27 protein-coding genes are annotated in these 26,203 nt (G+C 62.1%); 18 read left to right on the top strand and 9 right to left on the bottom strand.

What is annotated here, in order from left to right:
• The first annotated feature begins 23 nt into the window (after positions 1–23).
• Positions 24–878, top strand: coding sequence for an SDR family oxidoreductase (locus GLL_RS14915; protein ID WP_011142885.1), 855 nt, complete (start codon positions 24–26; stop codon positions 876–878).
• 179 nt (positions 879–1,057) lie between these two features.
• Positions 1,058–1,450: a nuclear transport factor 2 family protein gene (locus GLL_RS14910; protein ID WP_011142884.1), complete on the top strand. Its 393-nt coding sequence runs from the start codon at positions 1,058–1,060 to the stop codon at positions 1,448–1,450.
• Between the two features lie 274 nt (positions 1,451–1,724).
• On the opposite strand, the gene GLL_RS14905 is transcribed toward GLL_RS14910, so the two are convergent.
• Positions 1,725–2,714 (bottom strand): helix-turn-helix transcriptional regulator, encoded by a 990-nt coding sequence (locus GLL_RS14905; protein WP_011142883.1) that lies wholly within the window; start codon positions 2,712–2,714, stop codon positions 1,725–1,727.
• Between the two features lie 127 nt (positions 2,715–2,841).
• Here GLL_RS14905 and GLL_RS14900 point away from each other — a divergent pair, with 127 nt between their 5' ends.
• Entirely contained in the window at positions 2,842–6,087 is a 3,246-nt protein-coding gene (locus GLL_RS14900; RefSeq protein ID WP_011142882.1) for a WD40 repeat domain-containing protein, read from the top strand.
• Between the two features lie 37 nt (positions 6,088–6,124).
• Here the strand turns inward: GLL_RS14900 and GLL_RS14895 are convergent, their stop codons facing one another.
• Positions 6,125–7,213 (bottom strand): ankyrin repeat domain-containing protein, encoded by a 1,089-nt coding sequence (locus GLL_RS14895; RefSeq protein WP_011142881.1) that lies wholly within the window; start codon positions 7,211–7,213, stop codon positions 6,125–6,127.
• 73 nt (positions 7,214–7,286) lie between these two features.
• Positions 7,287–9,077 carry a threonine--tRNA ligase gene (gene thrS / locus GLL_RS14890; RefSeq protein ID WP_231848235.1) on the bottom strand — a complete coding sequence of 597 codons (1,791 nt, stop codon included), beginning with the start codon at positions 9,075–9,077 and terminating at the stop codon, positions 7,287–7,289.
• A 177-nt stretch (positions 9,078–9,254) separates the two neighbouring features.
• Between thrS and GLL_RS14885 the strand changes: the two genes are divergently transcribed.
• Positions 9,255–10,418 carry an esterase-like activity of phytase family protein gene (locus tag GLL_RS14885; protein ID WP_164929131.1) on the top strand — a complete coding sequence of 388 codons (1,164 nt, stop codon included), beginning with the start codon at positions 9,255–9,257 and terminating at the stop codon, positions 10,416–10,418.
• 1 nt (position 10,419) lies between these two features.
• On the opposite strand, the gene ruvA is transcribed toward GLL_RS14885, so the two are convergent.
• Together ruvA and GLL_RS14875 are read right to left on the bottom strand one after the other, a co-directional pair.
• Entirely contained in the window at positions 10,420–11,040 is a 621-nt protein-coding gene (gene ruvA / locus GLL_RS14880) for a Holliday junction branch migration protein RuvA (RefSeq protein WP_011142878.1), read from the bottom strand.
• Positions 11,037–11,573 (bottom strand): CPBP family intramembrane glutamic endopeptidase, encoded by a 537-nt coding sequence (locus GLL_RS14875; RefSeq protein WP_011142877.1) that lies wholly within the window; start codon positions 11,571–11,573, stop codon positions 11,037–11,039. Before GLL_RS14875 ends, ruvA begins: the two co-directional genes overlap by 4 nt.
• 210 nt (positions 11,574–11,783) lie before the next feature.
• Here GLL_RS14875 and GLL_RS14870 point away from each other — a divergent pair, with 210 nt between their 5' ends.
• From GLL_RS14870 to GLL_RS14860, 3 genes are read left to right on the top strand one after another with little or no spacing between them, the layout of a single operon-like run.
• Positions 11,784–11,984 (top strand): DUF2997 domain-containing protein, encoded by a 201-nt coding sequence (locus GLL_RS14870; protein WP_011142876.1) that lies wholly within the window; start codon positions 11,784–11,786, stop codon positions 11,982–11,984.
• A 28-nt stretch (positions 11,985–12,012) separates the two neighbouring features.
• Positions 12,013–12,399 (top strand): DUF1257 domain-containing protein, encoded by a 387-nt coding sequence (locus GLL_RS14865; RefSeq protein WP_011142875.1) that lies wholly within the window; start codon positions 12,013–12,015, stop codon positions 12,397–12,399.
• Position 12,400: 1 nt separating this feature from the next.
• Positions 12,401–12,835 carry a ferredoxin gene (locus tag GLL_RS14860; RefSeq protein ID WP_011142874.1) on the top strand — a complete coding sequence of 145 codons (435 nt, stop codon included), beginning with the start codon at positions 12,401–12,403 and terminating at the stop codon, positions 12,833–12,835.
• Here GLL_RS14860 and GLL_RS14855 read toward each other — a convergent pair.
• Entirely contained in the window at positions 12,832–13,536 is a 705-nt protein-coding gene (locus GLL_RS14855) for a hypothetical protein (protein WP_011142873.1), read from the bottom strand. The two genes, GLL_RS14860 and GLL_RS14855, sit on opposite strands and share 4 nt — an antisense overlap.
• Complete coding sequence (locus tag GLL_RS14850; protein ID WP_011142872.1) at positions 13,518–14,546, bottom strand: NAD(P)/FAD-dependent oxidoreductase; 1,029 nt, start codon at positions 14,544–14,546, stop codon at positions 13,518–13,520. Before GLL_RS14850 ends, GLL_RS14855 begins: the two co-directional genes overlap by 19 nt.
• Before the next feature lie 73 nt (positions 14,547–14,619).
• Between GLL_RS14850 and GLL_RS14845 the strand changes: the two genes are divergently transcribed.
• Positions 14,620–14,877, top strand: a complete 258-nt coding sequence (locus GLL_RS14845; protein ID WP_011142871.1) for a NifU family protein — start codon at positions 14,620–14,622, stop codon at positions 14,875–14,877.
• Positions 14,878–14,941: 64 nt separating this feature from the next.
• On the opposite strand, the gene GLL_RS14840 is transcribed toward GLL_RS14845, so the two are convergent.
• A complete protein-coding gene (locus GLL_RS14840; protein ID WP_164929130.1) occupies positions 14,942–15,256 on the bottom strand; it encodes a hypothetical protein in 315 nt (104 codons plus the stop codon).
• Positions 15,257–15,378: 122 nt separating this feature from the next.
• Here GLL_RS14840 and GLL_RS14835 point away from each other — a divergent pair, with 122 nt between their 5' ends.
• The 4 genes from GLL_RS14835 to GLL_RS14820 all read left to right on the top strand — a co-directional run bounded on the left by GLL_RS14835 (position 15,379) and on the right by GLL_RS14820 (position 20,266).
• Positions 15,379–16,368 carry an aspartate carbamoyltransferase catalytic subunit gene (locus GLL_RS14835; protein ID WP_011142869.1) on the top strand — a complete coding sequence of 330 codons (990 nt, stop codon included), beginning with the start codon at positions 15,379–15,381 and terminating at the stop codon, positions 16,366–16,368.
• Positions 16,369–16,431: 63 nt separating this feature from the next.
• The gene (crtD, locus tag GLL_RS14830; RefSeq protein ID WP_011142868.1) at positions 16,432–17,955 is read left to right on the top strand and encodes a C-3',4' desaturase CrtD; all 1,524 of its coding nucleotides are present in this window, start codon (positions 16,432–16,434) and stop codon (positions 17,953–17,955) included.
• Between the two features lie 358 nt (positions 17,956–18,313).
• Positions 18,314–18,790, top strand: coding sequence for a photosystem II extrinsic protein (locus tag GLL_RS14825; RefSeq protein ID WP_011142867.1), 477 nt, complete (start codon positions 18,314–18,316; stop codon positions 18,788–18,790).
• Positions 18,791–19,486: 696 nt separating this feature from the next.
• Positions 19,487–20,266 carry an ABC transporter permease gene (locus GLL_RS14820; protein WP_011142866.1) on the top strand — a complete coding sequence of 260 codons (780 nt, stop codon included), beginning with the start codon at positions 19,487–19,489 and terminating at the stop codon, positions 20,264–20,266.
• Positions 20,267–20,288: 22 nt separating this feature from the next.
• Here the strand turns inward: GLL_RS14820 and GLL_RS14815 are convergent, their stop codons facing one another.
• On the bottom strand, positions 20,289–21,641 hold the full coding sequence (locus GLL_RS14815) for an FAD-dependent oxidoreductase (RefSeq protein WP_011142865.1): 1,353 nt from the start codon (positions 21,639–21,641) through the stop codon (positions 20,289–20,291).
• Between the two features lie 170 nt (positions 21,642–21,811).
• Here GLL_RS14815 and GLL_RS23485 point away from each other — a divergent pair, with 170 nt between their 5' ends.
• The 6 genes from GLL_RS23485 to GLL_RS14790 all read left to right on the top strand — a co-directional run bounded on the left by GLL_RS23485 (position 21,812) and on the right by GLL_RS14790 (position 26,129).
• Positions 21,812–21,934, top strand: coding sequence for a hypothetical protein (locus tag GLL_RS23485; protein ID WP_269446155.1), 123 nt, complete (start codon positions 21,812–21,814; stop codon positions 21,932–21,934).
• Between the two features lie 8 nt (positions 21,935–21,942).
• The gene (locus GLL_RS14810; RefSeq protein WP_164929129.1) at positions 21,943–22,116 is read left to right on the top strand and encodes a DUF2949 domain-containing protein; all 174 of its coding nucleotides are present in this window, start codon (positions 21,943–21,945) and stop codon (positions 22,114–22,116) included.
• A 94-nt stretch (positions 22,117–22,210) separates the two neighbouring features.
• Positions 22,211–23,110 carry an SMP-30/gluconolactonase/LRE family protein gene (locus tag GLL_RS14805; protein ID WP_011142863.1) on the top strand — a complete coding sequence of 300 codons (900 nt, stop codon included), beginning with the start codon at positions 22,211–22,213 and terminating at the stop codon, positions 23,108–23,110.
• A gap of 10 nt (positions 23,111–23,120) precedes the next feature.
• Positions 23,121–24,887 carry an ABC transporter ATP-binding protein gene (locus GLL_RS14800; protein WP_011142862.1) on the top strand — a complete coding sequence of 589 codons (1,767 nt, stop codon included), beginning with the start codon at positions 23,121–23,123 and terminating at the stop codon, positions 24,885–24,887.
• Between the two features lie 169 nt (positions 24,888–25,056).
• On the top strand, positions 25,057–25,359 hold the full coding sequence (locus GLL_RS14795; RefSeq protein ID WP_164929128.1) for a hypothetical protein: 303 nt from the start codon (positions 25,057–25,059) through the stop codon (positions 25,357–25,359).
• Complete coding sequence (locus tag GLL_RS14790; protein ID WP_164929127.1) at positions 25,359–26,129, top strand: BON domain-containing protein; 771 nt, start codon at positions 25,359–25,361, stop codon at positions 26,127–26,129. The genes GLL_RS14795 and GLL_RS14790 overlap by 1 nt, the downstream gene beginning before the upstream one ends.
• Positions 26,130–26,203: the final 74 nt, after the last annotated feature.

Raw genomic sequence — 26,203 nt, 5'->3', positions numbered from 1 at the left:
AACCCAGTCGAGGAGGAGACCCAATGATCTTGATTACCGGCGCCACCGGCAACAACGGGGTGGAAATCGTCCGATTGCTTGCGCAGAAAAACATCTCAGCGCGCGCACTGGTGCGCGACTCCAAGCGGGCCGGCGCTGTCGCGTTGCCCCACATCGAGGTTGTCGAGGGGAATTTCGACCGCCCCGAGACTCTCCTTGCCGCCCTCGTCGGCGTCGATCGGGCGTTCCTGCTCACCCCTTCCTCCGAACGCGCCGAAAGCCAACAACTCGCCTTCATCGACGCGGCCCGGCAAATCGGTATCAGGCACATCGTGAAATTGTCGCAGTTTGGTGCCGACACCCGCTCTGAGGGCCGCTTCCAGCGCTACCATGCGGTGGTGGAGGCGGCCGTGCGGGCGTCCGGCCTGGCCTGCACGTTCCTAAGACCCAACCTCTTTATGCAGGGACTGCTCAATTTCCGCGCGGTTATCGCCGCCCGCCAGGCCTTCTACGCGGCGGCCGGCGACGCGAAAGTCAGCATCGTCGACGTGCGCGACGTCGCAGAGGTCGCCGTGGCCGCCCTGACGGAGAGCGGCCACGAAGGGAAAACCTACGAACTGACCGGCCCCGAAGCACTCACTCACACCGAGATGGCAGAACACCTCTCCGCCTCGCTGGGGCACCACGTCGCCTTTGTCGACATCCCGCCCGAAGCCATGGGCGAGGCCCTGCGCGGTGCCGGGCTCCCACCCTGGCAGGCGGAGGGATTGATCGAAGAGTACGCGCTCTACCGGCGCGGTGAGGCCGAGGCGATCACCTCCGGCGTCCAGGACGCGATTGGCAGAACGCCGCGCAGTTTCAATGCGTTCGCGCGCGACTACGCGGCGGCGTTTTCCTGATGGGCAAGGCCGCCCGGATTCTGCCAGGCGCATTTTTAGGTTCTGTTGACGGATGAGAAGAAAGAGCTTTAATTTCAATAGGAATTAATGATTGTCATGCCTTCTCAGTACCTCGGATTTCTACAACAGGGCTAGCCGAATGGACAATCTATCAAACTACGGGAGTGGATGAAAACAAGATGTCAACAGAAGAAATCGCCTTGTTGGTAACGACTTATTTTGACAACATGGCAGCCATGAATGTAGATGAATGGTTGACAGTTTTTGCTGAAGATGCCGTTATCCATGACCCAGTTGGAGACCCTCCAAGATCTGCACACAAAGATTCTCATCGGTTCTTCAAAACAATGTCCAACTTTTTCGAAAAGATAGAAGTGTCGAAAGACGACATTTTCTTTGTGAAGAATGGGGCAGCAGTCAAGTGGAGGATGCAAGTCGTCACAAAGAACAATCTCCACGCCACTTCCGAGGGAATCAGTGTTTTTGAAATGAATGATGCGGGCAAGATACAAAAAATATCATCTTATTGGGATGAAGCAGCAATGATGTCGAAACTTAGAGGCTCTTTGTAAGTTCAGTCTTGGCCCTACATGCAGTTTTTTTCCCTCCGCCCCCCAAGCATAGTCCTGTACTCACGTCTACTGGCGGAGGATCGTGGGTCGCCCCACAAGCGCTCGAAATTCGCGAATTGTTCGACGAGTTGATGGAGGAAAACATCCCGCCCGCCCCAGGCGGCGCGTACGAGCCTGCGACCGTAGGCGGCGCCGCGATCCCTCACCCGCCGAAGCAGGGCAGGACTACACCGAAGCGACAGCCACCGAAGATGAAAATTGATGGCAGGGGTGGTCAGCGCGCCACCGGCGCACCGTAGAGGGCACTGAGTTTGCCGAGTTCGGCGCGGATTTGCTCCACGAGCGCTCGGGGTTCTTCGACGACGGCCTCGGCCCCAAAACCGAGCACCCAGCGCTTGAGATCTTCGAGTTCCGAGACGTGCATCTGCAGCCTGAGCGAACCGTCCGCGAGGGTGGTGCTCACCTGGGTCGGGTGGAGCAACCGGCCGCGCAAGGCCCGGGCCGCTCTGGGGGTAAGGCGCACGCTCACCCGGGTGACGGCGGTGCCCAGTTGCAGTTGATTAATTTTGTCGATGACCGGCCGGGGGTCAAAGGCCGGGTCGCGGGTGAACTTGTCGCCCAATGTCTGCATGACTTGGATGCGGTCGACTCTGAAGGCTTCGAATTGTTTGGTGCCCAGGTCGTAGCCAATCAGGTACGGCTCGTAGCCGCGCCAGACGTAGAGCAAATAAGGGTTGACCTGGCGGGTGATGGGTACCTCGCCGGGGGCGGCGTAGCCAATCAAAGTCTGCAGGCCCGATTCGAAGGCGTCGCCCAGTTGTTGCCAGACTTCGAAATCGTTGAAAGTGGCGGGCAGTTCGGCACTGGTGTGCAGGTAGTCGCGCACCGTCTCCAGGTCCACCCAGGCGAGTTTGGGCAGATGGTGCACCAGTTGGGCGATGGCCGACTGGATTTGCTGTTCGTAGAGGGTGCCTTCGGCAGCGGCGAGTAGACGGTTGCCGGCCATCAGCACGAACAGTTCGCCCTGGGTAAGGGGCAAGGGCGGCAGTTGCCAGGTGGTTTCGCGGTAGACGTAGCCGCGGACCCGATCGACCACCAGCGGCGCACCGTATTCGTCGCGCAGAGTCAGCAAGGCCCGCTGCACGGTACCGGTGCTCACCCCGAGGGCTCGGGCGAGTTGGGCGGTGCTGCGCGCCTGCCCGAGGCGGACGAGCCGGTCAATTTTAAGTAGGCGGTCGAGTTGTTCAAGCGAGACGTCGGCCATGGGTAATGCTGTCCCCCGCGCGAGAGTACCGAGTGTTCCATAGGGAAATTTCGACGGCTATGGACGTTGGATAAAGAAATGGGAAGTTCAGATAGACTGAGGGCGTCGCAGCCGGCCTCCTGGCTTCATGCATTTTGAAGACGCGCTCGAAGTGGCAGACGCGGCCGTTTTCTACGGTCGCACCGACGAGCTGGCGACCCTGGAGCGGTGGCTGGCCCGGGAACACTGTCGCCTGATCGCCGTTGTAGGTATCGGTGGGGTCGGCAAGACGGCGCTTTCGATTCGATTGGCCCGCCGGGTGCAGCCCCACTTCGAGCGCGTGCTGTGGCGGTCGCTGCGCAATGCGCCGCCCTTGAGTGATCTGCTGGCGGAACTTATCGAATTGATCGCAGGTAGCCCGCAGACCTCCCTACCGGTCACGGTTGAAGGCCGCACCACGCAACTGTTGGCACAACTGCGGCGGTGCCGTTGCCTGCTGATGCTCGACAACGGCGAGTCGCTTCTGGGCGGCGGTGAGCGGCCGGGGAGCTATCTACAGGGTTACGAAGGGTACGGCGAACTGTTCAGGCGGGTGGGAGAATCGGTGCACCGCAGCTGTCTGCTCATCACCAGCCGCGAGAAACCCGACGAGGTGGCGGTGCTCGAAGGGGAGATGCTGCCGGTGCGCTCGATGCGGCTTGGGGGATTGCAGCAGGGCGAAGGGGAAAGGATTCTGGAAGTGTGGGGATTGAGAGGGACCGACGGGCAGCGGCGGCAGTTGGTGGAGCGTTACCGCGGCAATCCCCTGGCGCTCAAGATCATGGGCGCGACGATTCAGGAATTGTTCAGCGGCGACATTGGCGCCTTTGTGGCCCAGGACGCGGTGGTCTTCGACGGACTGCGCAGCTTGCTCGATCAGCAGTTCGACCGGTTGACCGCCTTTGAGAAGCAGGTGATGTACTGGCTTGCCATCGACCGCGAAGGGACGGAAGTAGCACAGTTGCAGGCGGACATCGTCCCCTCGGTCACCGCGCCGCGCCTTTTGCAGACGCTCGAATCGCTTCTCAAGCGCTCGCTGATCGAACGCAGCAGCGCTGGATTCACCCAGCAACCGGTGGTGATGGAATATACGAGCGAACGGATTATCCAACAAGTCTGCCGGGAGATTGTGCAGCAGGAGGCGGTTTTGCTCAAAAGCCATGCCCTGCTCAAGGCCCAGAGCAAAGACTATATCAAAGAGACCCAAACCCGGCTCATTGTCGGACCGCTGCTCGACCGGTTGCTAAATCATCTGAAAAGTAAACAGCACATCGAAACCCGGATCGCCTGCCTGCTCGCCGACCAGCGCGAGCAGACGCCCCTGGAGCCGGGGTACGTGGGCGGCAATCTCATCAATTTGCTGTGCGCCCTGGGGACGGATCTCAGCGATTGGGACTTTTCGGGCCTGTGCGTCTGGCAGGCGGACTTGCAACGCGCGCCGCTGCGGCGCACCAGTTTTGCCCGCGCCGACTTGCGCGGGAGTGTCTTTGGTCAAACGTTCGCAGGCATTTTATTAGTCGCCTTCAATCCGGAGGGCACGGTGCTCGCCATTGGCGACGACAGCGGCGAGATTCGCCTGTTGCGCGCCGCCGACGGCCAGCAGCAGGCCCGTTGCACCGGCCACACCGACGCGCTGTGTGCGATGGCCTTTCATCCGGAGGGTAATCTGCTGGCCAGCGGCAGCGAAGATCTGAGCGTCAAGCTGTGGGCGGCGGGTTCCGGTCAGTGCCTGGCCACCCTCACCGGGCACACCGGCTGGGTCTATGCGGTCGCTTTCGCCCCGGACGGCCGCACGCTTGCCAGCGGCAGCGTCGATGGCACCGTGAGGCTCTGGGACGTGGGCACGGGTCTTTGCTTGAAGATCCTGTGCGAACCTGGGGGGCAGTTCTGGTCGGTGGCTTTTGCCCCGGACGGCCAGACCCTCGCCACCGCCGGCCACGGCCACGCGATCAAGCTCTGGCAGGTCAGCAGCGGCGCATGCGCGCTGAGCCTTGAAGGCCACACCGCTCAGGTGCGCTCGGTGGCCTTCAGCCCCGACGGCCGCACCTTGGCAAGCGCCGGTGTCGACGGCACCGTCAGGCTGTGGGATGTGCCGCTCGGTGCGTGCCTGATGGTGCTGGAGGGCCACACCAGCCGGGTGCGCACGGTGGCCTTCAGCCCTGGGGGGCACCTGCTCGCCAGCGGCGGGCACGACCAGACAGTCCGGCTCTGGGAGGTACGCTCCGGGCGGTGCCTGCGGGTTTTGCCGGGGCACACCGGCCAGGTCTGGTCGCTGGCGTTTCACCCGAACGGGCGCACCCTGGCAAGCGGCAGCATGGATCAGACCGTCCGGCTCTGGGAGGTCGATTCGGGTCGCTCGCTCAAGACTTTTCAGGGCAACTCCGGCTGGATCTGGTCGGTGGCCTTTCACCCCGGCGGGCACCTGCTCGCCAGCGGCAGCATGGACCGGCTGGTGCGCCTCTGGGACACCCGCACGGGCCAGTGCCTCAAGACCCTCGCCGGTCACGGCTGCTGGGTGTGGTCGCTGGCGTTTCATCCGGGCGGAGAGATACTCGCCAGCGGCAGTTTCGATCAGACCGTCAAACTGTGGGAGGTGGACACCGGGCGCTGCATCCAATCGCTCGCAGGCCACACCAACTGGATTCGCGCCGTCGCCTTTTCCCCGGACGGTGCTCAGATCGCCAGCGCCGGCGTCGATCAGACCATCCGGCTCTGGGCGTGGCCTGCCGGGAATTGCACCGCCGTACTCACCGGGCACACCGGCTGGGTGCGCTGTGTCGCGTTTGGCCCCGACGGCCGACAGCTCGCCAGCGGCAGCCTGGACCGAACCATCAAAATCTGGGACGCCGCTACGGGCGAGTGCGTTGCGACTCTGGGCGGGCACCGCGGCCAGATTTGCGCCGTTGCCTTCAGCCCCGACGGCAGCCTGCTGGCCAGTGCCGCCGAAGATCACCTCGTCAAACTGTGGAACCTAGCCACAGGAGAGTGCGTGGCGACCCTCGCCGGACACTGCGGCCCGGTCTGGTCGGTGGCCTTTGCCCCAGATGGGTTGCACCTGGCGAGCTGCGGCCACGATCAGGTCGTCCGGTTCTGGGATGCCGGGAGCGGTGCGCTCACCGCCACCCTGCGCGGCCACAGCGATCAAGTCTGGTCTGTGGCCTACGACCCGCGCGGCGAGACCCTGGCAAGCGGCAGCCAGGACAAGACCATCCGCTTGTGGAACCCGGCTACCGGCGAGTGCCTGAAGATCCTGCAGGCCGAAAGGCTCTACGAAGGCATGAACATCGCAGGCGCCGTCGGCCTCACCGAGTCCCAGATGGCCACCCTGCGCGCGCTTGGGGCGGTCGGAACTTAGAAAGCCCTGTGCGGCCGCTGTCAAAGCTTCTTGAGCTTTAATTTCTCGCCCCGGCGCGGGTGAGCAATTCGACGATGCGGGTAAACCGACCCGCCCGCGCGTGGCTCAGGGCTGTGTAACCGCTGGTATCCCGGGCATTCACGTCCGCTCCCTTTTGAATCAAAAAAGCCACCATCTGCTCGCGTCCGCTCGCGGCGGCAGCAATCAGCGGCGTCCAACCGCTCTCGTCGCGCGCGTCAATTTCCAGGCCGCCAGCCAGCAGTCGCTCGGCCTCCGGCAGTCTGCCCGCCGCCGCCGCCTCCACCAGGGGACGCCCCCGGCCGGTCGCAGCCCGAGAAAGCATCGGAGCGGCGGCCGGCGGGGTGTCTGCTGTGCCGGAACGTGTATGGATGGGCCGCTCGATCTGCGCGAGCCGAAAATCAAGCCAGGCGTCGTCGTAAAAAGCGGCCAGGGTGCGCCTGGACTTCTCGGTGAGCACCTGGACGTTGGTGAACTCGATGCCGTAGTAGAGAAATTTTTGGCCCTCGAAGGGGTACATCACATCGCCCGTATCGGTGCTGTGGGGTAGGCCGAGGGCATGGCCCAATTCGTGGGTGGCGATGACGCGCAACTCGTCGGCACTGCGCAGTTCAAGATTTTCGGTGGTGAAGTTGGGAATCGGCACCGGCAGGAAAAAACCCAACAGTCCCGTGGGGATCTGCCGCCGCCGCCAGTGCTGAAGTATCAAAGTAATGCGCGAGCGGACGCACACACCATAGGATCTGCCGCCGCTGCGCATCTGCACCTGCATGAAGCCGGAGGCGGTCGTATTCGGCTCGAACTGCCAGGCCACTGCCACATCCGCATCGGCGCGGTCGCGCGTCTGCTCGAAGACCGGCTTGCCGCCGACGCCCACATCGTTCCAGGCTTTGATGGCGTCGAGCAGCGTCTGCAGGTACTCGCCCTCGCGCTCGGCGGCGGATTTGGGGATCGGATCGATAAAGACCTGCAGCGGCAAGGATTCGGCAAGCCAGGCGCAGGGACGATAAGCCTCCCCGCCGGGAAATTCACCGCTCGAATCGATGGGCTGGGCCGCAGCGACGGTACAGAAAAATAGAGGCAGAAGCAGCCCAAGCGCGTATTTCACTGGAATTTGGGGAAGAGATGCTAGAAATATCTACCACAATTCCCGGCGAAAAACTACGGCAAAATCCCCCGCCTCAGGTACGCTTTGCGAGGCGCTCCTGCAGGTAGGCGATGGCCTCCTCAACGGGTAGGGTACCTTTGTCCTTTTCGCCCTCGACGCGGGTGCGGACCGCCACCGTGCCGCTATTCGCCTCACTTTCACCCACCACCAGCAGCACCGGCACCTTGGCGGTCTCGCCGTTGCGGATCTTCTTGCCCAGCCGTTCGCTGCTCGCGTCGACCTCGGCGCGCATCTCCAGGGACACGAGGCGATCTTTGACCGACTCGGCATAGCCCACGAACTGGTCGGTGACGGGCAAAATCCGTACCTGCTCAGGGGCGAGCCAGAGCGGAAAATCGCCCGCAAAGTGCTCAATGAGGATGGCGATGAACCGTTCGAGCGAACCGAAGGGGGCGCGGTGGATCATCACCGGGCGGCGGCGGGAGCCGTCCTCGGCGACGTACTCCAACTCGAAGCGCTCCGGCAGGATGTAATCGACCTGGACGGTGCCCAGTTGCCACTCGCGGCCGAGGGCATCTCGGAAGATAAAGTCGAGCTTGGGGCCGTAAAATGCCGCTTCCCCTTCGGCCACGAAGTACTTGAGACCCAAGTCTTGGGATGCTTTGAGGATAGCTGCCTGGGCTTTTTCCCAGGCTGCGTCGGAGCCGATGTATTTGTCTGAGGTCGGGTCGCGAAAGGAGAGGCGGGCGGAAAAACCGTCGCCCAACTGCAGCGAGCGGAAGACGAACTGGATCAAATCGACGACTTTTTTAAATTCGTCGTCCAGTTGTTCGGGCGTCACAAACAGGTGCGAGTCGTCGACCGTAAAGCCGCGCACGCGCGTCAGGCCGCCCAACTCGCCCGACTGCTCGTAGCGGTACACCGTCCCGAATTCGGCGAGGCGGATCGGCAGCTCCCGGTAGGAGTGTAACTCCGACTTGTAGATCTGGATATGGAAAGGACAGTTCATCGGCTTCATCACGAAGCCTTCTTCGGCCCCTTCCTCCTCGCTTGTGGCCATCAGCGGAAACATGTCGTCTTTGTACTTGAACCAGTGGCCGCTGGTTTTGAACAGGTCCACGCGGGCGATGTGGGGGGTGACTACCTGCTGGTAGCCGCGCTTGACCTGCTCCTTGCGCAGGAATTCTTCGAGGATATAGCGCAGCAGGGCTCCTTTGGGGGTCCACAGCGGTAGACCCGGCCCGACCAGATCCGAGAAGACAAACAGTCCCAATTCGCGGCCGAGTTTGCGGTGGTCGCGCTTTTTGGCCTCCTCCTCGCGGCGCAAAAATTCTTCGAGTTGCTCGGGGGTCTCCCAGGCGGTGCCGTAGATGCGCTGCAGTTGGGCGCGCTTCTCGTCGCCGCGCCAGTAAGCCCCTGCCACCGAGCGCAATTTGAAGGCGTTCGGGTGGATCTCGGCGGTCGATTCGACGTGGGGACCGGCGCACAGATCCCACCAGTCGCCGGTGCGGTAGAGGCTCACCGGCGCGTCGTGGTCGAAGCCTTCAAAGAGTTCCAGTTTGTAGGGCTCCCCCAGCGCTTCGAGGCGCTCGCGCATCGCCTCGCGCGGCACTTCCTCGCGCACCAGCGGCAATTTCTGCTGCACGATGCGGCGCATCTCTTTTTCGATCTTTTTGAGATCTTCGGGGGTGAAGGGAGTCGGCCGGTCGAAGTCGTAGTAGAAGCCGTTCTCGATGGCCGGGCCGATGGTTACCTTGGTCTCCGGGAAAAGCTTCTGGACCGCCATCGCCAGGATGTGGCTGGTGCTGTGGCGGATCCGGTGCAGTTTTTCGGGGTCGCTTTGCCGGAGAATGTCGTTTTCCATAGCCTTCGAGTCGCAACTGCAACCGCCATTGTGGCATTTCAAAGCGCCAAAGCGGCCGGACAAAGTCCTCCGCGCAGGCTGCCGAAAAGTCACGGCGAGCGCGGCTTAATGGGCGTTTAATGTCACTCCACTACGATGCAATGCGTTTGCGTATTGCTGGGTACGGAGGGCAAGCAGATGTTCAGTTTCAAATTGGGTGGCCTGGTGGGTAGCCGCGCGCTCGCGGCGCTGTCGGCAGCCGCCCTGACGGGTGCGGCGCTCGGGTCGTCGGCAGCCCTGGCGCAGCCGACCAAAGTCGGGACAATCAGCTTCATCGGTGAAGTGACCTTCCCGACGGCGACGTTTTTTGACAACACCCAGGTCGGGGGACTCTCGGGGATCACCTACGACGCCGAGCGCAACGTCTACTACACCGTTTCGGACGACCGCAGCTCGATCAACCCCGCCCGCTTCTACACCGTCGCCATCGATCTGGCCGCCAACACCCTTGCCGGGGTGCAGTTTACCGGGGTGACCACCCTGCTCGACGGTGCGGGCCAGCCCTTCGCGGCTTCCAGCATCGATCCCGAGGGGATCGCCTTTACCGGCAGGACCGTTTACATCTCCTCGGAAGGGGAAGTGAGCAGCACCCGCATCGTCGATCCGTTTGTCAACCGCTTTGCGCTCAACGGCGAGCAGAACCGCGAACTGCCGGTGCCGCTCAAGTTCTTGCCCTATCCCGCTACTGTTCCCACGACCGTGGGCATCCGCAACAACCTCGCCCTGGAAAGCCTGACGCTTACCCCGAACAAGGCGTTTCTCTACAGCGCCACCGAGAACGCCCTGGTGCAGGACGGACCCCAGGCCTCGCTCAGCGAGGGCAGCCCCTCGCGCATCCTGCGCTTCAACACGCTGTCGGGTCGGCCGACGGCGGAATATCTCTACCCGGTCGAACCCATCCCGAACGCGCCGGTGCCCCCGGAGGCTTTCGCCACCAACGGCCTGGTGGACTTGCTGGCCCTCGACGACGAAGGGACGCTCCTGGCCCTGGAGCGCGCCTTCTCCGAGGGGGTGGGCAACACCGTCAAGCTCTACGAAATCTCCACCGCCGGGGCGACGGACATCCGCGACATCGGCAGCCTGAGCGCCATCGACATCGCCCGGGTCAAACCCGTCCAGAAGCGGCTGCTGTTGGATCTGGCGGTGCTCGGCATTGTGCTGGATAACCTCGAAGGGCTCACCCTCGGGCCGACTTTGGGCGACGGGCGGCGGGCTTTGATCCTCGTGAGCGACAACAACTTCAGCGAGACCCAGTTCACCCAGTTTCTCGGTTTCGCCGTCGATCTGGTGCCGGGACGCTGATTCAGCCCTGCTCCGAAAGCCAGGCGATGGCGGCCCTGAGCCAGGCTTCGGTCTGCTCCTCGCCCGCCATCGCCGGGGCGACCGCATCGAGGGCGCGCACGACTTCGCCCGGCGCGAAGCCCAGGGCCAACAGCGCCAGCTCGACTTCTTCGTAGACGCGCGAGGAGGCGCGGGCACCCATAGCACTCAACCCCGACTCCTCGCGCCACTTCGAGAGGCGCGAGCGCAACTCCAGAGCCAGGCGCTGGGCGGTCTTGGCACCGACGCCCGGGGCAAGGGCGAGGGCGCGGGTGTTGCCCTGCAAAATCGCCTGCACCAGTTCGGTCGGAGCGAGCGTCTCCAGCAGCGCCAGGCCCATGCGCGGTCCGATGCCGCTCACAGAGACCAGCTGGCCGAACAGTTCGCGCTCGCCGGGTTCCAAAAAGCCGAACAGCTGCATGGCATCCTCGCGCACGATCATCAGGGTGAAGAGTTTGACCTCTTCGCCGATGCGGGGCAATTTGCCGACGGTGCGCGCGTGGGTCCACACCCGGTAACCCACACCGCCCACATCCACGGTCGCCCAACTCTGGCCACTGCGCGGACCCACCTCCGCGAGCATGCCGCGCACAAAAGTGATCACACCCGACTCGGCTCCTTACGCCAGAGTAGGCACGAGAGCCAGTTGACCAGCACGTGGGCCACCACCGGCACCACCAGATTGCCGGTCGCGAGCGTCGCCACTCCCAGTACCAGACCGATGAGCGTCGCCCACAGCGCGTAGGGCCAGTGCCGCCAGTCCCAGATGTGCAACAGGCCAAACAACAGACTGCTGGCCACCAAGCCGATGGCCGGCAGCGCCACGCCCCGAAACAACAGCTCCTCGCTGAGCCCCGGCAACAGCCCCAGCCAGACGCGGTCGAAGCGGCTCAAAGGCGTCAGCACCATCTCCATATATTGATCGGCGCTCTCGCGGTAGGCAGGCCACCACTGATAGACCGCGAAACTCATCGCCCCGATGGCAAGCCCCAGACCGACACCCTGGCCAAGGGCGAGCCACGAGAAGACCACCGGTAGATCGATGCCAGCCAAACTGCGCCAGATCTGGGCAATCAGCAGCAGCACGATCGCCGAGAACGCCAGGGTCAACAGCAGCTGGGAGCGCGAAAGATCCATAAGTGAGTGCTTCCTGCAGCGGGTGCCTCGATCTTAATCGTTCCAGTCCGGGTATTTTAGCCGAAGGCACCCGACATTTCTGCAATCGGAACTATTCCCGATGTTGCTTGACGACGATCAATTCTTAGGAGACGATGACTACTAACTTGCTTCGCTTGTTACAAAACTACAGTCGACTTTACTGTCCCGCTTGCCGGTCACCTTGGAGCCATGGAGCAGATCGAGTTTATCGTCCATTCAGACGGCCGCGTCGAAGAGCGCGTCACGGGGGTCGCCGGCAGTCGTTGCTCGGAGCTCACCCGTTCGATCGAGCAGGCGCTTGGCCCGGTACAGCATGTGCAGCCGACTTCCGAGTACTTTCAGCAATCGAATATTGCCCAGCCTTTGTGGAATACTTCCCAGACCCACTGACACCTCGCAGAGCCGCAGGAGCCGACCTATGTCCCATTTCACCCAGATCAAGACGCGCATTCGCAACCTGGACTCGTTGGAGAAGGCCCTTGTCGACCTTCAGATCGCTGCCGAGCGCGGCAATGTCTCAGTGCGCGGTTACCGCGGCGAGACCCGCCCAGCCCAACTGGTGATCCGCCAGGACAACGGACACGACGTCGGCTTTGTCTGGAACGGCCAGGAATACGAGATAGTCACCGACGTTCAATTCTGGCAGCAGCCCTGGACGGTCGAGCGCTTCTTGGGCAAGGTGTCTCAGCGCTACGCCCTGCACACAGTGCTGGCCGAGTCGGTCCCCCAGGGTTTCAATCTGGTCACCCAGGAGAACCGCGAGGACGGCACGATGCGTCTGGTGCTTCAGCGCTGGAGCGCCTGAGATGGCGGCGCAGCAGCCCGCGCCCGGCCGCTCCGGCTTCGAGCCGGAACTAGGCGGTCTGCTCCGCGACGGTGTCGAGCGTTCAGGTCATGAACCCGAACTGGGTGGAGCTCTACGGCAGAAAGGCGTCTACGTCGATGAAGTGACCTGTATCGGCTGCGGTCACTGCGCCTACGTGGCCCGCAATACGTTTTACCTCGAGGCCGAGTATGGGCGCTCGCGGGTTGTCGATCAAAATGGCGACGCGACTGAATTGATTCAAGAGGCGATCGACTGCTGCCCGGTCGATTGTATCCACTGGGTCGATTACACCGAGCTTCCCGCCCTCGAAGAGCAGCGGCGCTACCAAGAAATTCCCGATATCGGCTTACCGCCCACGGCACGCAAAGTGCGCTCGCGCCGCCCGTCGGTGCGACGGCCCAGGCCCAAGGATTAGGGTGTAGGCACACCCAACTCCCGCAGCCGACGGCGAGCTTCCTCGCGCAACGGAGCGGTAGGCGCTTCGAGGTAGAACTCTTTCCATAGCCTGATGGCCCGCTCCCGGTTGTTGGCGGCGCCAAAAAAGGCGGCGGCGTTTTCCTTCATCACCGCCGGTGCCCCGGGTTCGGCGGCGGCCCGCGCGAAGTAGTTTGCTGAGCGGGCGTAATCGCCGAAGTGGCGAAAGGCGACCGAGCCCGCAAGCCGCCACAGATACCAGGTGCCGGTGTTGCCCAGGGCGTCGGGGCGGCCGGGGTTGGCCCCGGCGCCGCGCACGAGGATTTCTAGGGCGTGGGCCGGCTCGCCCATCGATTCGGCCACGGCGTAGTTGGCCTGGGCATAGGCTAACAAGAACCGGGGATTGAGGGTGGTGATTGCCTCCAGGTAGTCGGCGCTGCGGCCGTAGCCGTCTACAAGTCGCGCCGGCCGGTCGCCGAAGTACTGGACGTACTGCAGCCACAGCCAGTCCGCATACAGGTTGCGGTAGCCCAGGCAGGCCGAACCCAAAAGGGCGGCCGGGGGTAGCGGGGCGGGAGGTGAGAGCGCTGTGCCGGGTTTTGCCTCCAGGCGCGGCCATTGCAGTACCAGGGCACCCACGCCGAGGGTGCAGGCGGCCAGAAGTGCCCAGGCGCCCTCGCCGGTTACGAAGCGGCCAGACACTGCACCAGTTCCCGGCCCGCCGCCTGACCCGAAAGAAAGGCGCCCTCCACCCGCGCACCGCTGCACCAGCAGCCGGCCAGGAGCAATGGGGCCGGCCGGGAGCGGGCCAGAAACGCCGCATCGAGGGGGTTGGCGGGCATCGCGTAGCGCCAGCGGTGCACTTGCACCCATTCGGGACGGGCCAGGGCGAGCGGGGTGAAACCCCCCAGCTTGCAGGCACAGTGTTCGAGGACCCGCTGGGCGGTTTTTTCAGCCACGGCGTCGAAGTGCTCCCGGCTGAAGTCCGGCAGCGTGTGCACGACGAAAGTGGTGGCTTTCGGATCGCGGCGCTTGCTCGAATCGAGGGCGCTCCAGGCGACAATCGGGTCGTCCTCCCAGCGCAAACCCCGAGGCAACCCGCCGGGGTCGGCGGCGCCATAACCCGCCATCACCGCCAGACAGGGCAGAAAATCGACGGCGCGGGCCGGGTCGAAAGCCGATACATCTCCAAATTCGCCGGCGATTGCCAAACTTTGCTGCGGGGGCGGCGTGAGCAATACGGCTCTGGCAATTTCCACTCCCCGGTCGGTCGTCACCCGCCAGCGGCCGTTCTCCTCCAGAGCGAGAGCGGTGGCTTTGGTCTCAAGCCGGATATCAAGTTCGTGGGTAAGCACCTTGGCAAGCGCCGTCATCCCCTGCGGGCAGATATAGCGCGCCGAGCGGTGTGCGGCGTCCGGGGGATCCAGAATGCCTTGTTTGAGCGTCGGTACGCCGTCCAACCAAAGGGTGATCTCGCCGTCTGCGATCAGCGGCTCTACCACCTGCCGAAAAGCTTCGCTGCGGCAGGTGAAATATTGGGCGCCGTGGTCGAGGCGCACTTCTCCCGAGGCTGTGGCCACGCGCCGGGTGGCAAGGCGCCCCCCCACCCCCCGCGACTTTTCGACCAGGCGCACGGTAAGGCCGGCTTTGCGCAGCACCCCGGCGGCTGCGAGTCCCGCCACACCCGCTCCGACAATCAAGACATCGTGCATGCCCTCCAGCCTAACGCGCCGGGGCAACGGGCAGGTGGCGTTAAGATGAAGGCACAAAGCTGGAGAAGTTGCGATGAGAGAAACCTTTGAAGACGAGGTTCTCGAACTGAATCGGGATAACGTCGAGCTGGTCCTCGACGAATTGCGCCCCTATTTGATGTCCGACGGCGGCAACGTCGAACTCGTCGAAATCGAAGGGCCGATCGTCAAACTGCGCCTGCAGGGCGCCTGCGGCTCCTGCCCCAGTTCGACCTATACCCTGAAGCTCGGTATCGAGCGGCGCATGCGCGAACTCATTCCGGCCGTTGCCGAGGTCGAACAGGTTCTCTAAGGCATATCCTAAAATCAAAAAGCCCCCGCTTGCGGGGGCTTTTTGTCGGCAACAGGAATCCCTCCTAGCGGCCGCAGGCAGCGTTGTTCTGCATATGCTGTACGCCCGCCCCGGCTGCGGCACCCACGACCGCGCCGCCGATTCCACCTAGCAACAGACCGCCTGCCCCGCCGTAAGCGGCACCTTTGGTGACGCTGTCCTGCTTCGCTTCGCCCTGGCAGGTGTAGCTGTTCTCACCGGGGTTTTTCGCTTTTTTCTGGCTGACACGCGCCTTTTCGGTCCGAGTGCTCTCTCTGGCTTCACCAGCCTGGGCCAACAAAGCGGCATTTACGCTCAGACCCATGGCGAGCGCGGTCAACAGGGCAAAAGATTTGCGCATCGGGGTAACCTCGTCTCTCACCCTTCGATCCTATTCAACCTGGCAGCTGTCTCCATGCCTCCCACGGCATAGGCTGGCGGGCCGAATCGCGGAGCGCGGCGGTATACTGAGCGAGCCGATTGGTGCTCGCCGCTTTGAATGCGCCGTTTCCCTGGACCCGCCGCCACGTTTTGAGCCTGGAGGATTTCAGCGCCGCCGAGTACGCCCTGGTATTGCAGACAGCCGGTAGCTTTCAGCAGGTGCTCGCCCGGCGCAACCGCAAAGTTCCGACGCTGCAGGGCCGGATTATCGTCAATTTGTTCTTCGAGTCCTCGACGCGCACCCGCACGAGCTTTGAACTGGCGGCCAAGGCCCTCTCGGCGGATGTGGTCAACTTCTCCGCCGCTACCTCCTCGCTCACCAAGGGCGAAACCATCTTCGACACCACCCGCACCTTTCTGGCGATGGGCATGGATATCGTCGTCGTCCGCCACCGAGACAGCGGCGTACCCCATGCCGTCGCCCGCGACCTCGAACAACTCGGTAGCCCCGTGAGCGTGATCAATGCGGGCGACGGCCAGCACGAGCACCCCACCCAGGCGCTGCTTGACCTGTTTACCCTCTGCACACTGCTGGATGCCTACGATCCTCGCCCCGAGTTGCTCGCGGGCAAAAAAATCGTCATCGTCGGCGATATTCTTCACTCGCGCGTCGCCCGCTCGAATCTGTGCAGTCTGGTCACCTGCGGGGGCGAGGTGCACCTGGCCGGGCCGCCGACGCTGTTGCCCGGCGAATTTCGCCAGTACGGCGCCACCCTCCACCACCACCTCGCCCCCGCCCTCGAAGGGGCGGATTTTGTGATGACCCTGCGCCTGCAAAAAGAACGCATGGGCGATTATCTGCTGCCCAGTCTGCGCGAGTACCACCGCCTCTACGGGATCACCCGCGAGCGGCTCGCCCTGTGCAGTCCGGGGGTGCGCCTGCTTCACCCCGGCCCGGTCAACCGCGGCGTCGAACTGAGTTCCGATTTGCTCGACGATCCGCGCCTCAGCCTGGTTTCCCAGCAGGTCACCAGCGGTGTGGCGGTGCGCATGGCCCTGCTCTATCTGCTTGCTGGGGGCAAGGCGGCTTGAAGATTTCCTTGCGGGGGGACCGCTGCAACGGCAACACTGGAGAGAGGTGGAGTTAAGTAGACAATGACCGAAAAAACGGCAGGCCGCCACCCGCGCGACTGTCAAGTTGTCGTGATCGGAGCTGGAATTGGCGGATTGACGGCCGGGGCGCTTCTGGCCGCCCGCGGCTTCGATGTACTGGTACTCGAACAGGCTTTTGTACCGGGGGGGTGCGCCTCGACTTTTAAGCGGCGCGGGTTCACCTTCGACGTCGGGGCTACCCAGGTGGCGGGGCTCGAACCGGGTGGGGTGCACGAGCGCATCTTCCGCGAACTCGGGGTGGAGCCGCCCGCCGCCCGGCCCTGCGACCCGGCCTGTGCGGTGTACCTACCGCAGGAAACGGAGCCTATCTGCCTGTGGCGCGACCCGGAGCGCTGGCGCGCAGAGCGCATCCGTCACTTTCCCGGCAGTGAGCGCTTCTGGGCGAAGCTGGACCAGCTCTTTGAATTGAGTTGGGATTTCAACTCGCGCGAACCGCTGCTGCCGCCGGTACGACCCGAGGAGTACCTGGCCCTGGCCGCCAAGCTCAGACCCCGCACGCTGCTGACCTTGCCCTACACCCTGCGCACCGTCGCGGACCTGCTCAGAGACTACAAGCTTGCGGATGACCGGCGGCTCAGGCGGTTCCTGGACATGCAGCTCAAACTCTACTCGACCGTCGAGGCGGACCAGACCGCCGCGCTGTACGGGGCGGTTTCCCTGGGAATTACCTGTGATCCGCGGGGGCTCTTTCACCTCGAAGGCAGCATGCAGACCCTCAGCGACCGCCTGGTGGAGGCGCTGCGCCAACACAACGGCCGGCTTTTGACCGGCCAGAAGGTGACGGCCATCCACACCCGCCACGGCCTGGCCGCCGGGGTCACCGTGCACGACCGCCGCAGCGAGCGCGACTGGGAAGTGCGCGCCGCTCAGATCGTGGCGAATGTGCCCGTCTGGAGCCTGCCGGAACTGGCCGGTCCGGCCCTCACTAAAAATTATCGCGAGCGAGTCGACAAGCTCCCGGAGGCCCCGGGAGCCTTCGTCGTTTACCTGGGTGTGCGCTCGGAGGCCGTTCCGGTGGACTGCCCGCCCCATCTGCAGTTTCTGTACGATTACGACGGCCCAGTGGCTGAAAACAACTCGCTGTTCGTCTCGGTGAGTCAGCCCGGCGACGGCCGGGCCCCCCAGGGCTGCTCCACAATCATCGCCTCCAGCTTCACCGATGCCAAAGCCTGGAGTGCCGCGGCGGACTACACCGCGATGAAGGAGCGCTACACCCGCACTGCCATCGAGTTGCTTGGCCGGTACTTTCCTGACCTCGAAGCCCACCTGGTGCACGTTGAAGCGGCCACACCGCGCACCTTTGAGCACTTTACCGCCCGCCCCCACGGCTTCGTGGGCGGTATCGGTCAGCGCCCGAGTCAGTTCGGTCCTTTTTCGCTCTCCAACCGCACGCCGGTCGAAAACCTCTGGCTGGTGGGCGATAGCACCCACCCCGGGGAGGGCACGGCCGGGGTGAGCTATTCAGCACTCAACTGTGTGAAGCTGCTCGAAACCTCCGTTTCCTGAATTTTAAGCACCAGCGCGCCGTTCTTGCGCTCGAAGAGACAGAGGCAGTCTATCGGCTTCTGAGTCTTTATTTATGTCTCAAAACTGCTCCGGCAGACCGATTGTTTATAAACATCTAAATATAGGGTTTCAGCAACTGCAATGGCTTCTGATTGAATTGCTGAGATTACTCATGCTGGAATACAGAATAGGGAGCGCATGGCTTGTCCTCGGGCGCACTGTTGATTGTGTTCTCCCCATTTCAAGGGATAAATGAAGACGATATGCAAAGAGTGATTTCCTCCATATCAAGGAGGACGAAGCGTCTGTTAGCCGGTGACACTGTCTTTAGCATTTAGATTATGAAGAGGATTCCAAAATGCAGGAACATATCCGCAAGATCAGCGCTCTGGTGTTGAGCGGAGCAGTCTGCATGGGGATGGGTACTGCGGTTTTGGCCCAGAGCAGCCCCAGTCCGTCGGGCACTTATCAACCGGGTGATAAAACCAATCAGGTACCGCCCACAACGACCACACCCGAGCCCGGCCCCGCCGGCACCCCGCCAAGCCCGAGCAGCCCCTACGGTGCCCCGGCTCAGCCGTCGACCACGCCGCCGTCTTCCACCAGCCCGTCGACTACCCCGGCCCCGACAGCCCGGACGATCGACCTCAACGCCGTAACTTCTGCACAACTGGTTCGTGCCGGTCTCGACGAACCTTCCGCCAAACTCATTGAACAGAACCAACCCTACACCAAGCCGGAGGATGTTCTTCAGGTGCAGGGTCTTTCCGAACAGACCAAGGCGGCGCTCAAAGCGAACATGGATATCCTCAGAGCCAATCCCAAAATGAAGTAGGCCAAGATTTCGACTGAAGATACAACTCGGATAGCAGCATTACCGGCCTGGGAGCTTTCGTGAACTTCGCCTTTCTCCCAGGCCGTTTCCTGCTTTTTTGCCTACTTTACCGGGGCAGGCATTTCTGTACGGATCTACCTGGGATTGGTCGTCGCAGCCGTACCGCTTGGCGGGACGGTGGTTGGGTTCGGGGTAGGGGTTGCGGAGGGCTGGGGGTTGAGTGTCGAACCGGCTGGTGAACCTGGGGAAGCCGGGTTGACAGTCGAGGGACTGCCGGCCGGTCCGGGCGAAACGGTCCCGCTCGGATTGCTGTAAACACCAGAGGAACTGGGATTGACGTTTGTTCCCGGTTGATTCGGACCGGCATAAACGGGGGTAGCAGGCGGGTTCGGGTTGATCGGGCTGCTGTTGGGCACTGTTGCAGGTCCGGGGGCGGTTCCTCCCGGGGTGGTTGTAGTCTGGGCTGCCGCCGGAAACAACCAAGCGCTTGCGGTGGCCCCGACAGCCACCACGGCGACAAGCGCGCGGGTCAATCGAATCATGCCGGTCTCCTGTATGTCCTTCTGCCAGGTTGCTGTCGATAGTGACCCTCGCCCCCTGCCCCAGGTGGGAATCTGTGGACGGTGGCGGCTGGCGTTTGGCGCGGTTGGACCGGCTGCGGCATTCTGGTGTTGAACAGCGGGGGAGCGGGGTCGAGTGAACGCGGTTCGGATCTGGGCAGTGGCGAGCAACGTCTTTCGCGAGTCGGTCCGCGACCGCATTTTGTATCTGATTGCCCTGTTTGCGGTGCTGTTGCTGGTAGGGGCAAGGTTACTGCCGGACCTCAGCGCCGGGGCCGAGTACAAAATCATCCTCGATCTCGGCCTGGGGGCGATGCACCTGTTTGGCCTGGTGGTGGCTATCTTCCTGGGCACCAACCTGCTCAGCAAAGAAATCGACAAGCGAACGATCTTCGTGCTGCTCTCCAAACCCCTTGGGCGGGGGGAATTTATCCTGGGCAAGCACCTGGGCCTCGCGGCGGTGATTGCTCTGTTGGTAGCGGCGATGGCCCTTTGTTTTTTCGGGGTGATCTGGATCGAGCGGATACCGATAGATGGCCTCGGTTCGCCGTTGTTGCTCTCGATGGTCTTTATCTACATCGAACTGCTGTTGTTGGTGGCGGCGGCTTTATTTTTCGGAAGCTTCGCCAGCGCGGTGATGGCTTCGATCTTTACGCTGTGTCTCTACTTAGTAGGCCACTTCACCCAGGATCTGCTCAAACTCGGCCGCCTTGCCGGCAGTGCCTCCATCGAGCAGACCACCCGGATTCTTTATTTGATCCTGCCGGATCTTGAACGGCTCAATCTGCGCAACGGCGCCGTCTTCGGCCAGATTCCACCGACAACCGAACTGGTGCAAGCCGGAGCCTACGGCCTTCTCTACACCGGCATCCTGCTCGCTCTTGCCATTACCGTTTTCGGTCGCAGAGAGTTTTGATTCTGCTGCTTCTGTCCTAAACTTACTGTTTCAACAGTCGAGCCAAACTGGGTAGCGCTTCGCAGTAAGTCGGATGGATGTGGACGGATTGTTCGAGGACCTTCCAGGTTGAATCTGCCTGCATGTGGGCGAGCAGCACATGGACGATTTCCGCCGCCTCGTAACCCACCAGGGTCGCCCCGAGAATTTTGTCGGTGTCTTCGTCCACCACCAGCCGATAGAAACCAAGGTCGTGTCCCCACTCGATCGCCCGGGCGATGTGGGCCATGGGCAAGGTCACCGAGCGCGCCCGATGGCCCTTGGCCAGCGCCTGATCGAGCGTCAGCCCCACCCGCCCGACCTGCGGTTCGGTGTAGACCGCGTAGCCCAGCACCCGATCGGAGCGGGTGCGCTCCTCGCCGCCCAAGATCGCCTGCAAGCGCCGGTAATCCTCCCAGGAGACGTGGGTGAAGGCGGGCTGCCGGGCCACATCGCCGATGGCGTACACCCCCGCAGCGGTGGTGCGAAAGTGCTCGTCGATGGCCACGTAGCCCTGCTTGTCAAGGGCGATGCCCGCCGCCGGAGCGCCCAGGGCAGCGGTGTTCGGCGTGCGGCCGGCGGCGGCGAGCAGGGCCGCCTCCCCCCGCAAAATCTGTCCGTCTTCGAGGGTAAGCGCGCAGATACCGTCCTGGTACACCGCCTGGCTCACCTCGCTCTGCAGGTGCAGGTGGATGCCGTCCCGGCGCAGGGCCTCAGCCAACACTTCGCCCACCTCCGGTTCCTCGTGGTTGAGCAGGCGCTCGTGGTTATGGACGATGTGCACCTCGCTGCCCAGGCGCGCCAGTCCCTGCCCGAGTTCGAGGCCGATGTAGCCGCCCCCCAGGATCAATGTGCACCTGGGCAGGGTTTCGAGGTCGAAGATGTTCAAGTTGGTGAGCAGAGGCAACCCCGCCAGGCCGGGCAGTTCGGGAATGGTAGGCCCGGTACCGGTGTTGATGACCACCAGCGGTGCCTGCACTTCCACCCCGCCGCCGACAACGGTGGAGGAGCCCGCAAAGCTTGCCTCGGCATGCACGATCTGCACGCCTGCGTCGGCGAGCCGCTGCTCGATGCCCTGGCGGAAACTGGCGCGGATGCCCCGCACCCGCTCCATGACCCGGGCAAAATCGACCGTCACCTCGGCGTGGATACCCAGCGGAGCCGCCAGTCGCGCCCGCCCGGCGGCATGGGCGGCGGCCAGCAGGGCTTTTGAAGGCGTGCAGCCGTAGTTGATACAGCTTCCTCCCAGCGCCCCGCGCTCGAAGAGCACCACCCGCCGCCCGGAACGGGCCTGGTCCACCGCCAGCGGGACGCCCCCCTGGCCGCTGCCGATCACGATCACATCCGCCTTTTCCATCGCCGTGCCCCCGCTCTACACCCACGATTATTCCGGTTTTCGCGCCGATGGGATATGAGCACCGTCGCCCTTCGCGCAAATGAATCCATCGGGGCCGGATGGACGTACTCATCATGACAACAGCAAGTTCCCGAATGCCGCTGTTCCCCCCTCGCCCCCAGGAGTGACCCATGCACCAGTTTCTGACGGCCTTTCTCTGGCCCATCCCCATCCAAACAGAGCACCTCGCCCTGCTCTGGATCGGTATGGCGCTGATGGTGCTGAGCGTCCTCGAACGCTACCGCATCTTTTGAGGCCCGCCATGTACCCGGCAATCGACGACTATCTGATCGGGCGCGGCCTGGTGAGCGAACGGCAACTGCGGCGGGCCAGAGAACTGGCGCAACTGTGGCAGGGAACCGTGCCGGTGGTGCTGTGGAAGCTGGGCTGGATCGACTTGAACACGTTTGCTGTGCTGCTCGAATATTCGTCTTAAGCGGGAGGGGCGAGTTCGGATCCGTCCTGGCGCGGTTGACGGGGCTTGGCTCTTTGGGGTAAACCAGCGGCGTTATCTACTCGAATGGCCACCAGTGGAGACCGCCGCCCCTTCGCCGACAGTGCTTGTAAATGCCAGAGCCCGCCTCGGGGAAGGTCCCTGCTGGCACCAACCAACCCGGAGCTTGTACTGGGTCGACATCTATAACCACCGGATCCACCACTACGACCCGGACACCGGCACGGACCGTTTTTTCGATGCAGGCGAAGTGGTCGGTTGCGTCGCACCGGCGGGGGAAAACCGGCTCATCCTGGCCCGGCGCCACGATCTGGCTTTTCTAGATATCATCGACAGCACGGTGACGCCGCTTCTCGATGTCGAGGCGCCGCGGCCGGGGGTGCGCTTCAACGACGGCAAGTGCGACGCCGCCGGGCGCTTCTGGTTCGGCTCGATGGACCCTGCCGGGGGCGAAGGACGCCTGTACCGCTACGACCCGGACGGTGCGCTGCACCTGATGGAGACGGGGATTTTTGTTTCCAACGGCCTCGGCTGGAGCCCCGACAACCGCACCTTTTATCTCACCGATTCGTCCCAGCAGACGATCTACGCCTACGACTTCGACTTTGAAAGTGGCCGGATCGTCAACCGGCGCCCGTGCGTGGATCTCAGCGGCGCACCGTTTTTTCCCGACGGCCTGACGGTGGACCGGGAGGGCTGCCTCTGGTCGGCGATGTGGGACGGCTGGTGCGTCATCCGCTTTGCACCCGACGGCCACGAACTGCTGCGGCTCCCCCTGCCCGTGCAGCGCCCCACCTGCTGCACCTTCGGCGGAGCGGATCTGGGCACGCTCTACATCACCAGTGCCTCGGTGGGCCTCAGCGAAGCGCAGATCGAAAAGAGCTTCCACTCCGGGGACGTGTTTTCAGTCCAGGGCCTTGCCGTCGGTTTGCCTACCCATGGCTTTGCGGGAAGCCATAATGTAAAAAGTCTGTAACGAATTTTCCATGTCCGAAGCCGTCGAGCCGCAGCCGGGTGAGCGCCGCAACTGGGAACTGCTCAAGCGCGTCTGGCCTTTTGCCCGTCGGCAGGTGCGCCTTTTTATACTGGCCTTGGTCCTGCTGCCGCCCCTGGCCACCGCGAGCGCCATCGGCCCGATTCTCATCCAGCGGGCCATCGACGGACCGGCCAAGACCGGCGACATGGGGCTTCTGCATTGGCTGGCGTTTTTGTTCGCCCTTACGGTGCTGGTGCGGTTGGGTCTACAGGCCTGGCAGGGCTATTTGCTGCAGCAGGCGGGCCAGCGGATGACCGCCGACATCCGCTCAGCACTTTTTGACCACGTCACCCGCCTATCGAGCAGCTACTTCAGCCGCACGCCGGTGGGCAAGCTGATCACCCGCCTCACCAGCGACGTCGAAGCGTTGGGCGAAGTCTTTTCCACCGGCGGCGTGGGTATCCTCAGCGATGCCGTCTCGATTGTGATCGTGGCCGCCTTCATGTTCACGCTGCGCTGGGATCTGGCCCTGGTGGTAGTAATCTTACTCTTCCCGATCACCGCCATCGTCATCTGGTTTCAGAACACCTACCGGGCGGCCAATTCCCGCGTGCGCGAGGCGCTTTCCAACCTCAACGCCATCTTGCAGGAAAATCTAATCGGCGTGAACGTCGTGCAGATGTTCCGCCGCGAGGGGCGCAACGCCGAGCAGTTCGACCGGGTCAACCGCGGGTACATCAAGTCGGTGGACGAGACGATCCTCTACGATTCGGCCCTCTCGGCGGTGATGGAGTGGATTTCGCTGGTGGCCATTGCCGGGGTGCTCTGGTTCGGCGGCGGCCAGGTGCTCCAAAATGCCATTACTTTTGGGACGCTGGTGGCCTTTATCCAGTACGCCCAGCGCCTGTTTGATCCGATTCGCCAGTTGGGCGAGCGCTTCACGTCGATCCAGTCGGGCTTTACGTCCCTGGAGCGGATCACCGACATCCTCGATGAACCCATCGAGATCAAAGACCAGGACAAACCGTTGCAACTGCCCGCGGACGGTACCGGAGAAGTCACGTTTCAAAACGTCTGGTTTGCCTACAAAGCGGACGAATACGTGCTCAAAAATGTCAGCTTCACGATCAAACCCGGCCAGACCGTGGCCCTGGTCGGTCCCACCGGCTCCGGCAAGAGCACGATTATCCGGCTGTTGTGCCGCCTGTACGAACCCACCCAGGGGCGCATCCTCATCGACGGCGTCGATATCCAACTGATTGCCCAGGAAGAGTTGCGCCGCCGCATCGGGGTCATTTTGCAGGAGGGGTTCCTCTTCTCCGGCGATATCAACTCGAACATCGCCCTTGGTGAACCCTTCAGCGAAGAAGAGATTCAACAAGCCGCGCGGGCGATGAACGTCGATCGCTTCATCCGCGAGTTACCGAACGGCTACAAGACCCAGGTGCGCGAGCGCGGCAACAACCTTTCCGGCGGCCAAAAGCAGCTGTTGGCCTTCGCCCGCGCCGCCGTGCGCAACCCACGCATCCTGATCCTTGACGAGGCCACCGCTTCGCTCGATGTAGGCACCGAGTCGCTCATCCAACAAGATCTGGGTCGTCTGCTCGAAGGGCGCACCTGTATCATGATCGCCCACCGGCTATCCACCATCCGCGACGTCGATCGCATTTTGGTGTTGCGCAAAGGTGAACTGATCGAAGACGGCAGTCACGAACAGCTATTGGCCCAGCACGGGCTTTACGAGAGCCTCTACAAGCTACAGGCTCTGGCCTCTTGATTCAGTAGCGAGGAAAACGAGGGGTGAGTGAGCAACAACCGCCTGAGGGTACTCCTGAACAGGAACCAAAATCAGCATCAGTTGGCTCTTCATCTCCAGACTTAGGCAGAGATAACGCGGGCTACTCAATAGAACCAAAGACAAAACTTGGTTATGGGTCAAGGAAGTTGTGCTGAGTGCTTCGGAGAGCATTGACCCTATCGGTCGAGCATTGATGGGCGATTTTTGGAGAATAGTATATCTTACTATTCAAGATGCAATCGCTCTTAGCGTTTTGCTGCGCATCCCAGGACTGATTGTAGAGTGGATTATTGGCAGGAGCTTTGCAAGTTTTGACGTTTGCCTGGATGAAAACCCGCTTGGGCCAGCTTTCTATGCATGCTTTATTATAGTAATATCTGATTTTTTGCTTTGGGCGCTCCTGGCTGTGCGTATCATTGTGCGCTTTGTGAAGGACTTGAGAGATTCATAATGTATAAATCAAAACAGAAATTTCCTGATCTTTACACTGAGGCAAAGAGTGCCTTAGCCTCGTTGCCAAAGCAAATACTTGTCGGCTTCGCATTATGGATTTTCATGCTTTCAGCTACAAAGGGGGAGCCGTCCCCAGAGATTGTGGCCTTTACATTTATACTTACAATGTTGCTGGTGGGAGTAGATGAATGGCTCAGCTCGGAGGCGACGGATGTCTCAGCCAATTCATCGCAAGTAAGTTCTGTGGAGCCGACTACTATCGTTGCGCAGGGAAGTATTTTCGCTGTAATAGGTACTTTGCTTTTCGCTCTCACCTCGTCAATTGCTGTTACTATTTTGGGCACTTTCTCAAGCTGGCTACTCATAGATTTCTTGCGTTCGCTGTATGGCAAGTCAATGCAAAAATCGGTTTCCAAACGGTCGAGTCAAGGTGGACAGCCTACACTTCTCAAAATGTCCCAGGGCAGTACGCTCAATCTGGCGTGGCAAGTTGCTTCTGCACTGAAAAGCGATCCACAAATAGGTGGTGCTAGATTTAAAATTATTTCCAAGGAAGGTAATGAAGACAAGGGTATTCACCCTAACTGCATTTACATCATTATTAAGAAAGAAAATGTTTCTAATACTATCAACATTACTCAGATAGATGGAAAAATTGTACTCGAAGGTCAAGTTTTCAATGAAGAGCTTCTTTCGCGAGTAGTAACAGTAGCTAAAAGCGTTCGCGGTATTGCTTCAATCGAAACTGATCGAGTCGAGATCAAGTGAAGCTCGCCTGTTCACTTTTAGTAGAGTAAAAAGGTAGGATCGATTTTTCTCCGGCGGTCGGGCCGCCGCTTCTG

It is taken from the genome of Gloeobacter violaceus PCC 7421, assembly GCF_000011385.1.
GTDB classification, from domain to species: Bacteria; Cyanobacteriota; Cyanobacteriia; order Gloeobacterales; family Gloeobacteraceae; genus Gloeobacter; species Gloeobacter violaceus.
Note: the sequence above shows the minus strand (reverse complement) of the source record. Positions and strands in the feature narration are given on the sequence as shown.

What these genes read in the sequence shown, in the direction of transcription:
- GLL_RS14915 (WP_011142885.1), top strand. Translation starts at nt 24, where the DNA reads ATGATCTTGATTACCGGCGCCACCGGCAACAACGGGGTGGAAATCGTC.
- GLL_RS14910 (WP_011142884.1), top strand. Translation starts at nt 1,058, where the DNA reads ATGTCAACAGAAGAAATCGCCTTGTTGGTAACGACTTATTTTGACAAC.
- GLL_RS14905 (WP_011142883.1), bottom strand. Translation starts at nt 2,714, where the DNA reads ATGGCCGACGTCTCGCTTGAACAACTCGACCGCCTACTTAAAATTGAC.
- GLL_RS14900 (WP_011142882.1), top strand. Translation starts at nt 2,842, where the DNA reads ATGCATTTTGAAGACGCGCTCGAAGTGGCAGACGCGGCCGTTTTCTAC.
- thrS (WP_231848235.1), bottom strand. Translation starts at nt 9,077, where the DNA reads ATGGAAAACGACATTCTCCGGCAAAGCGACCCCGAAAAACTGCACCGG.
- GLL_RS14885 (WP_164929131.1), top strand. Translation starts at nt 9,255, where the DNA reads ATGTTCAGTTTCAAATTGGGTGGCCTGGTGGGTAGCCGCGCGCTCGCG.
- GLL_RS14875 (WP_011142877.1), bottom strand. Translation starts at nt 11,573, where the DNA reads ATGGATCTTTCGCGCTCCCAGCTGCTGTTGACCCTGGCGTTCTCGGCG.
- GLL_RS14870 (WP_011142876.1), top strand. Translation starts at nt 11,784, where the DNA reads ATGGAGCAGATCGAGTTTATCGTCCATTCAGACGGCCGCGTCGAAGAG.
- GLL_RS14865 (WP_011142875.1), top strand. Translation starts at nt 12,013, where the DNA reads ATGTCCCATTTCACCCAGATCAAGACGCGCATTCGCAACCTGGACTCG.
- GLL_RS14860 (WP_011142874.1), top strand. Translation starts at nt 12,401, where the DNA reads ATGGCGGCGCAGCAGCCCGCGCCCGGCCGCTCCGGCTTCGAGCCGGAA.
- GLL_RS14850 (WP_011142872.1), bottom strand. Translation starts at nt 14,546, where the DNA reads ATGCACGATGTCTTGATTGTCGGAGCGGGTGTGGCGGGACTCGCAGCC.
- GLL_RS14845 (WP_011142871.1), top strand. Translation starts at nt 14,620, where the DNA reads ATGAGAGAAACCTTTGAAGACGAGGTTCTCGAACTGAATCGGGATAAC.
- GLL_RS14840 (WP_164929130.1), bottom strand. Translation starts at nt 15,256, where the DNA reads ATGCGCAAATCTTTTGCCCTGTTGACCGCGCTCGCCATGGGTCTGAGC.
- crtD (WP_011142868.1), top strand. Translation starts at nt 16,432, where the DNA reads ATGACCGAAAAAACGGCAGGCCGCCACCCGCGCGACTGTCAAGTTGTC.
- GLL_RS14825 (WP_011142867.1), top strand. Translation starts at nt 18,314, where the DNA reads ATGCAGGAACATATCCGCAAGATCAGCGCTCTGGTGTTGAGCGGAGCA.
- GLL_RS14815 (WP_011142865.1), bottom strand. Translation starts at nt 21,641, where the DNA reads ATGGAAAAGGCGGATGTGATCGTGATCGGCAGCGGCCAGGGGGGCGTC.
- GLL_RS23485 (WP_269446155.1), top strand. Translation starts at nt 21,812, where the DNA reads ATGCACCAGTTTCTGACGGCCTTTCTCTGGCCCATCCCCATCCAAACA.
- GLL_RS14810 (WP_164929129.1), top strand. Translation starts at nt 21,943, where the DNA reads ATGTACCCGGCAATCGACGACTATCTGATCGGGCGCGGCCTGGTGAGC.
- GLL_RS14800 (WP_011142862.1), top strand. Translation starts at nt 23,121, where the DNA reads ATGTCCGAAGCCGTCGAGCCGCAGCCGGGTGAGCGCCGCAACTGGGAA.
- GLL_RS14790 (WP_164929127.1), top strand. Translation starts at nt 25,359, where the DNA reads ATGTATAAATCAAAACAGAAATTTCCTGATCTTTACACTGAGGCAAAG.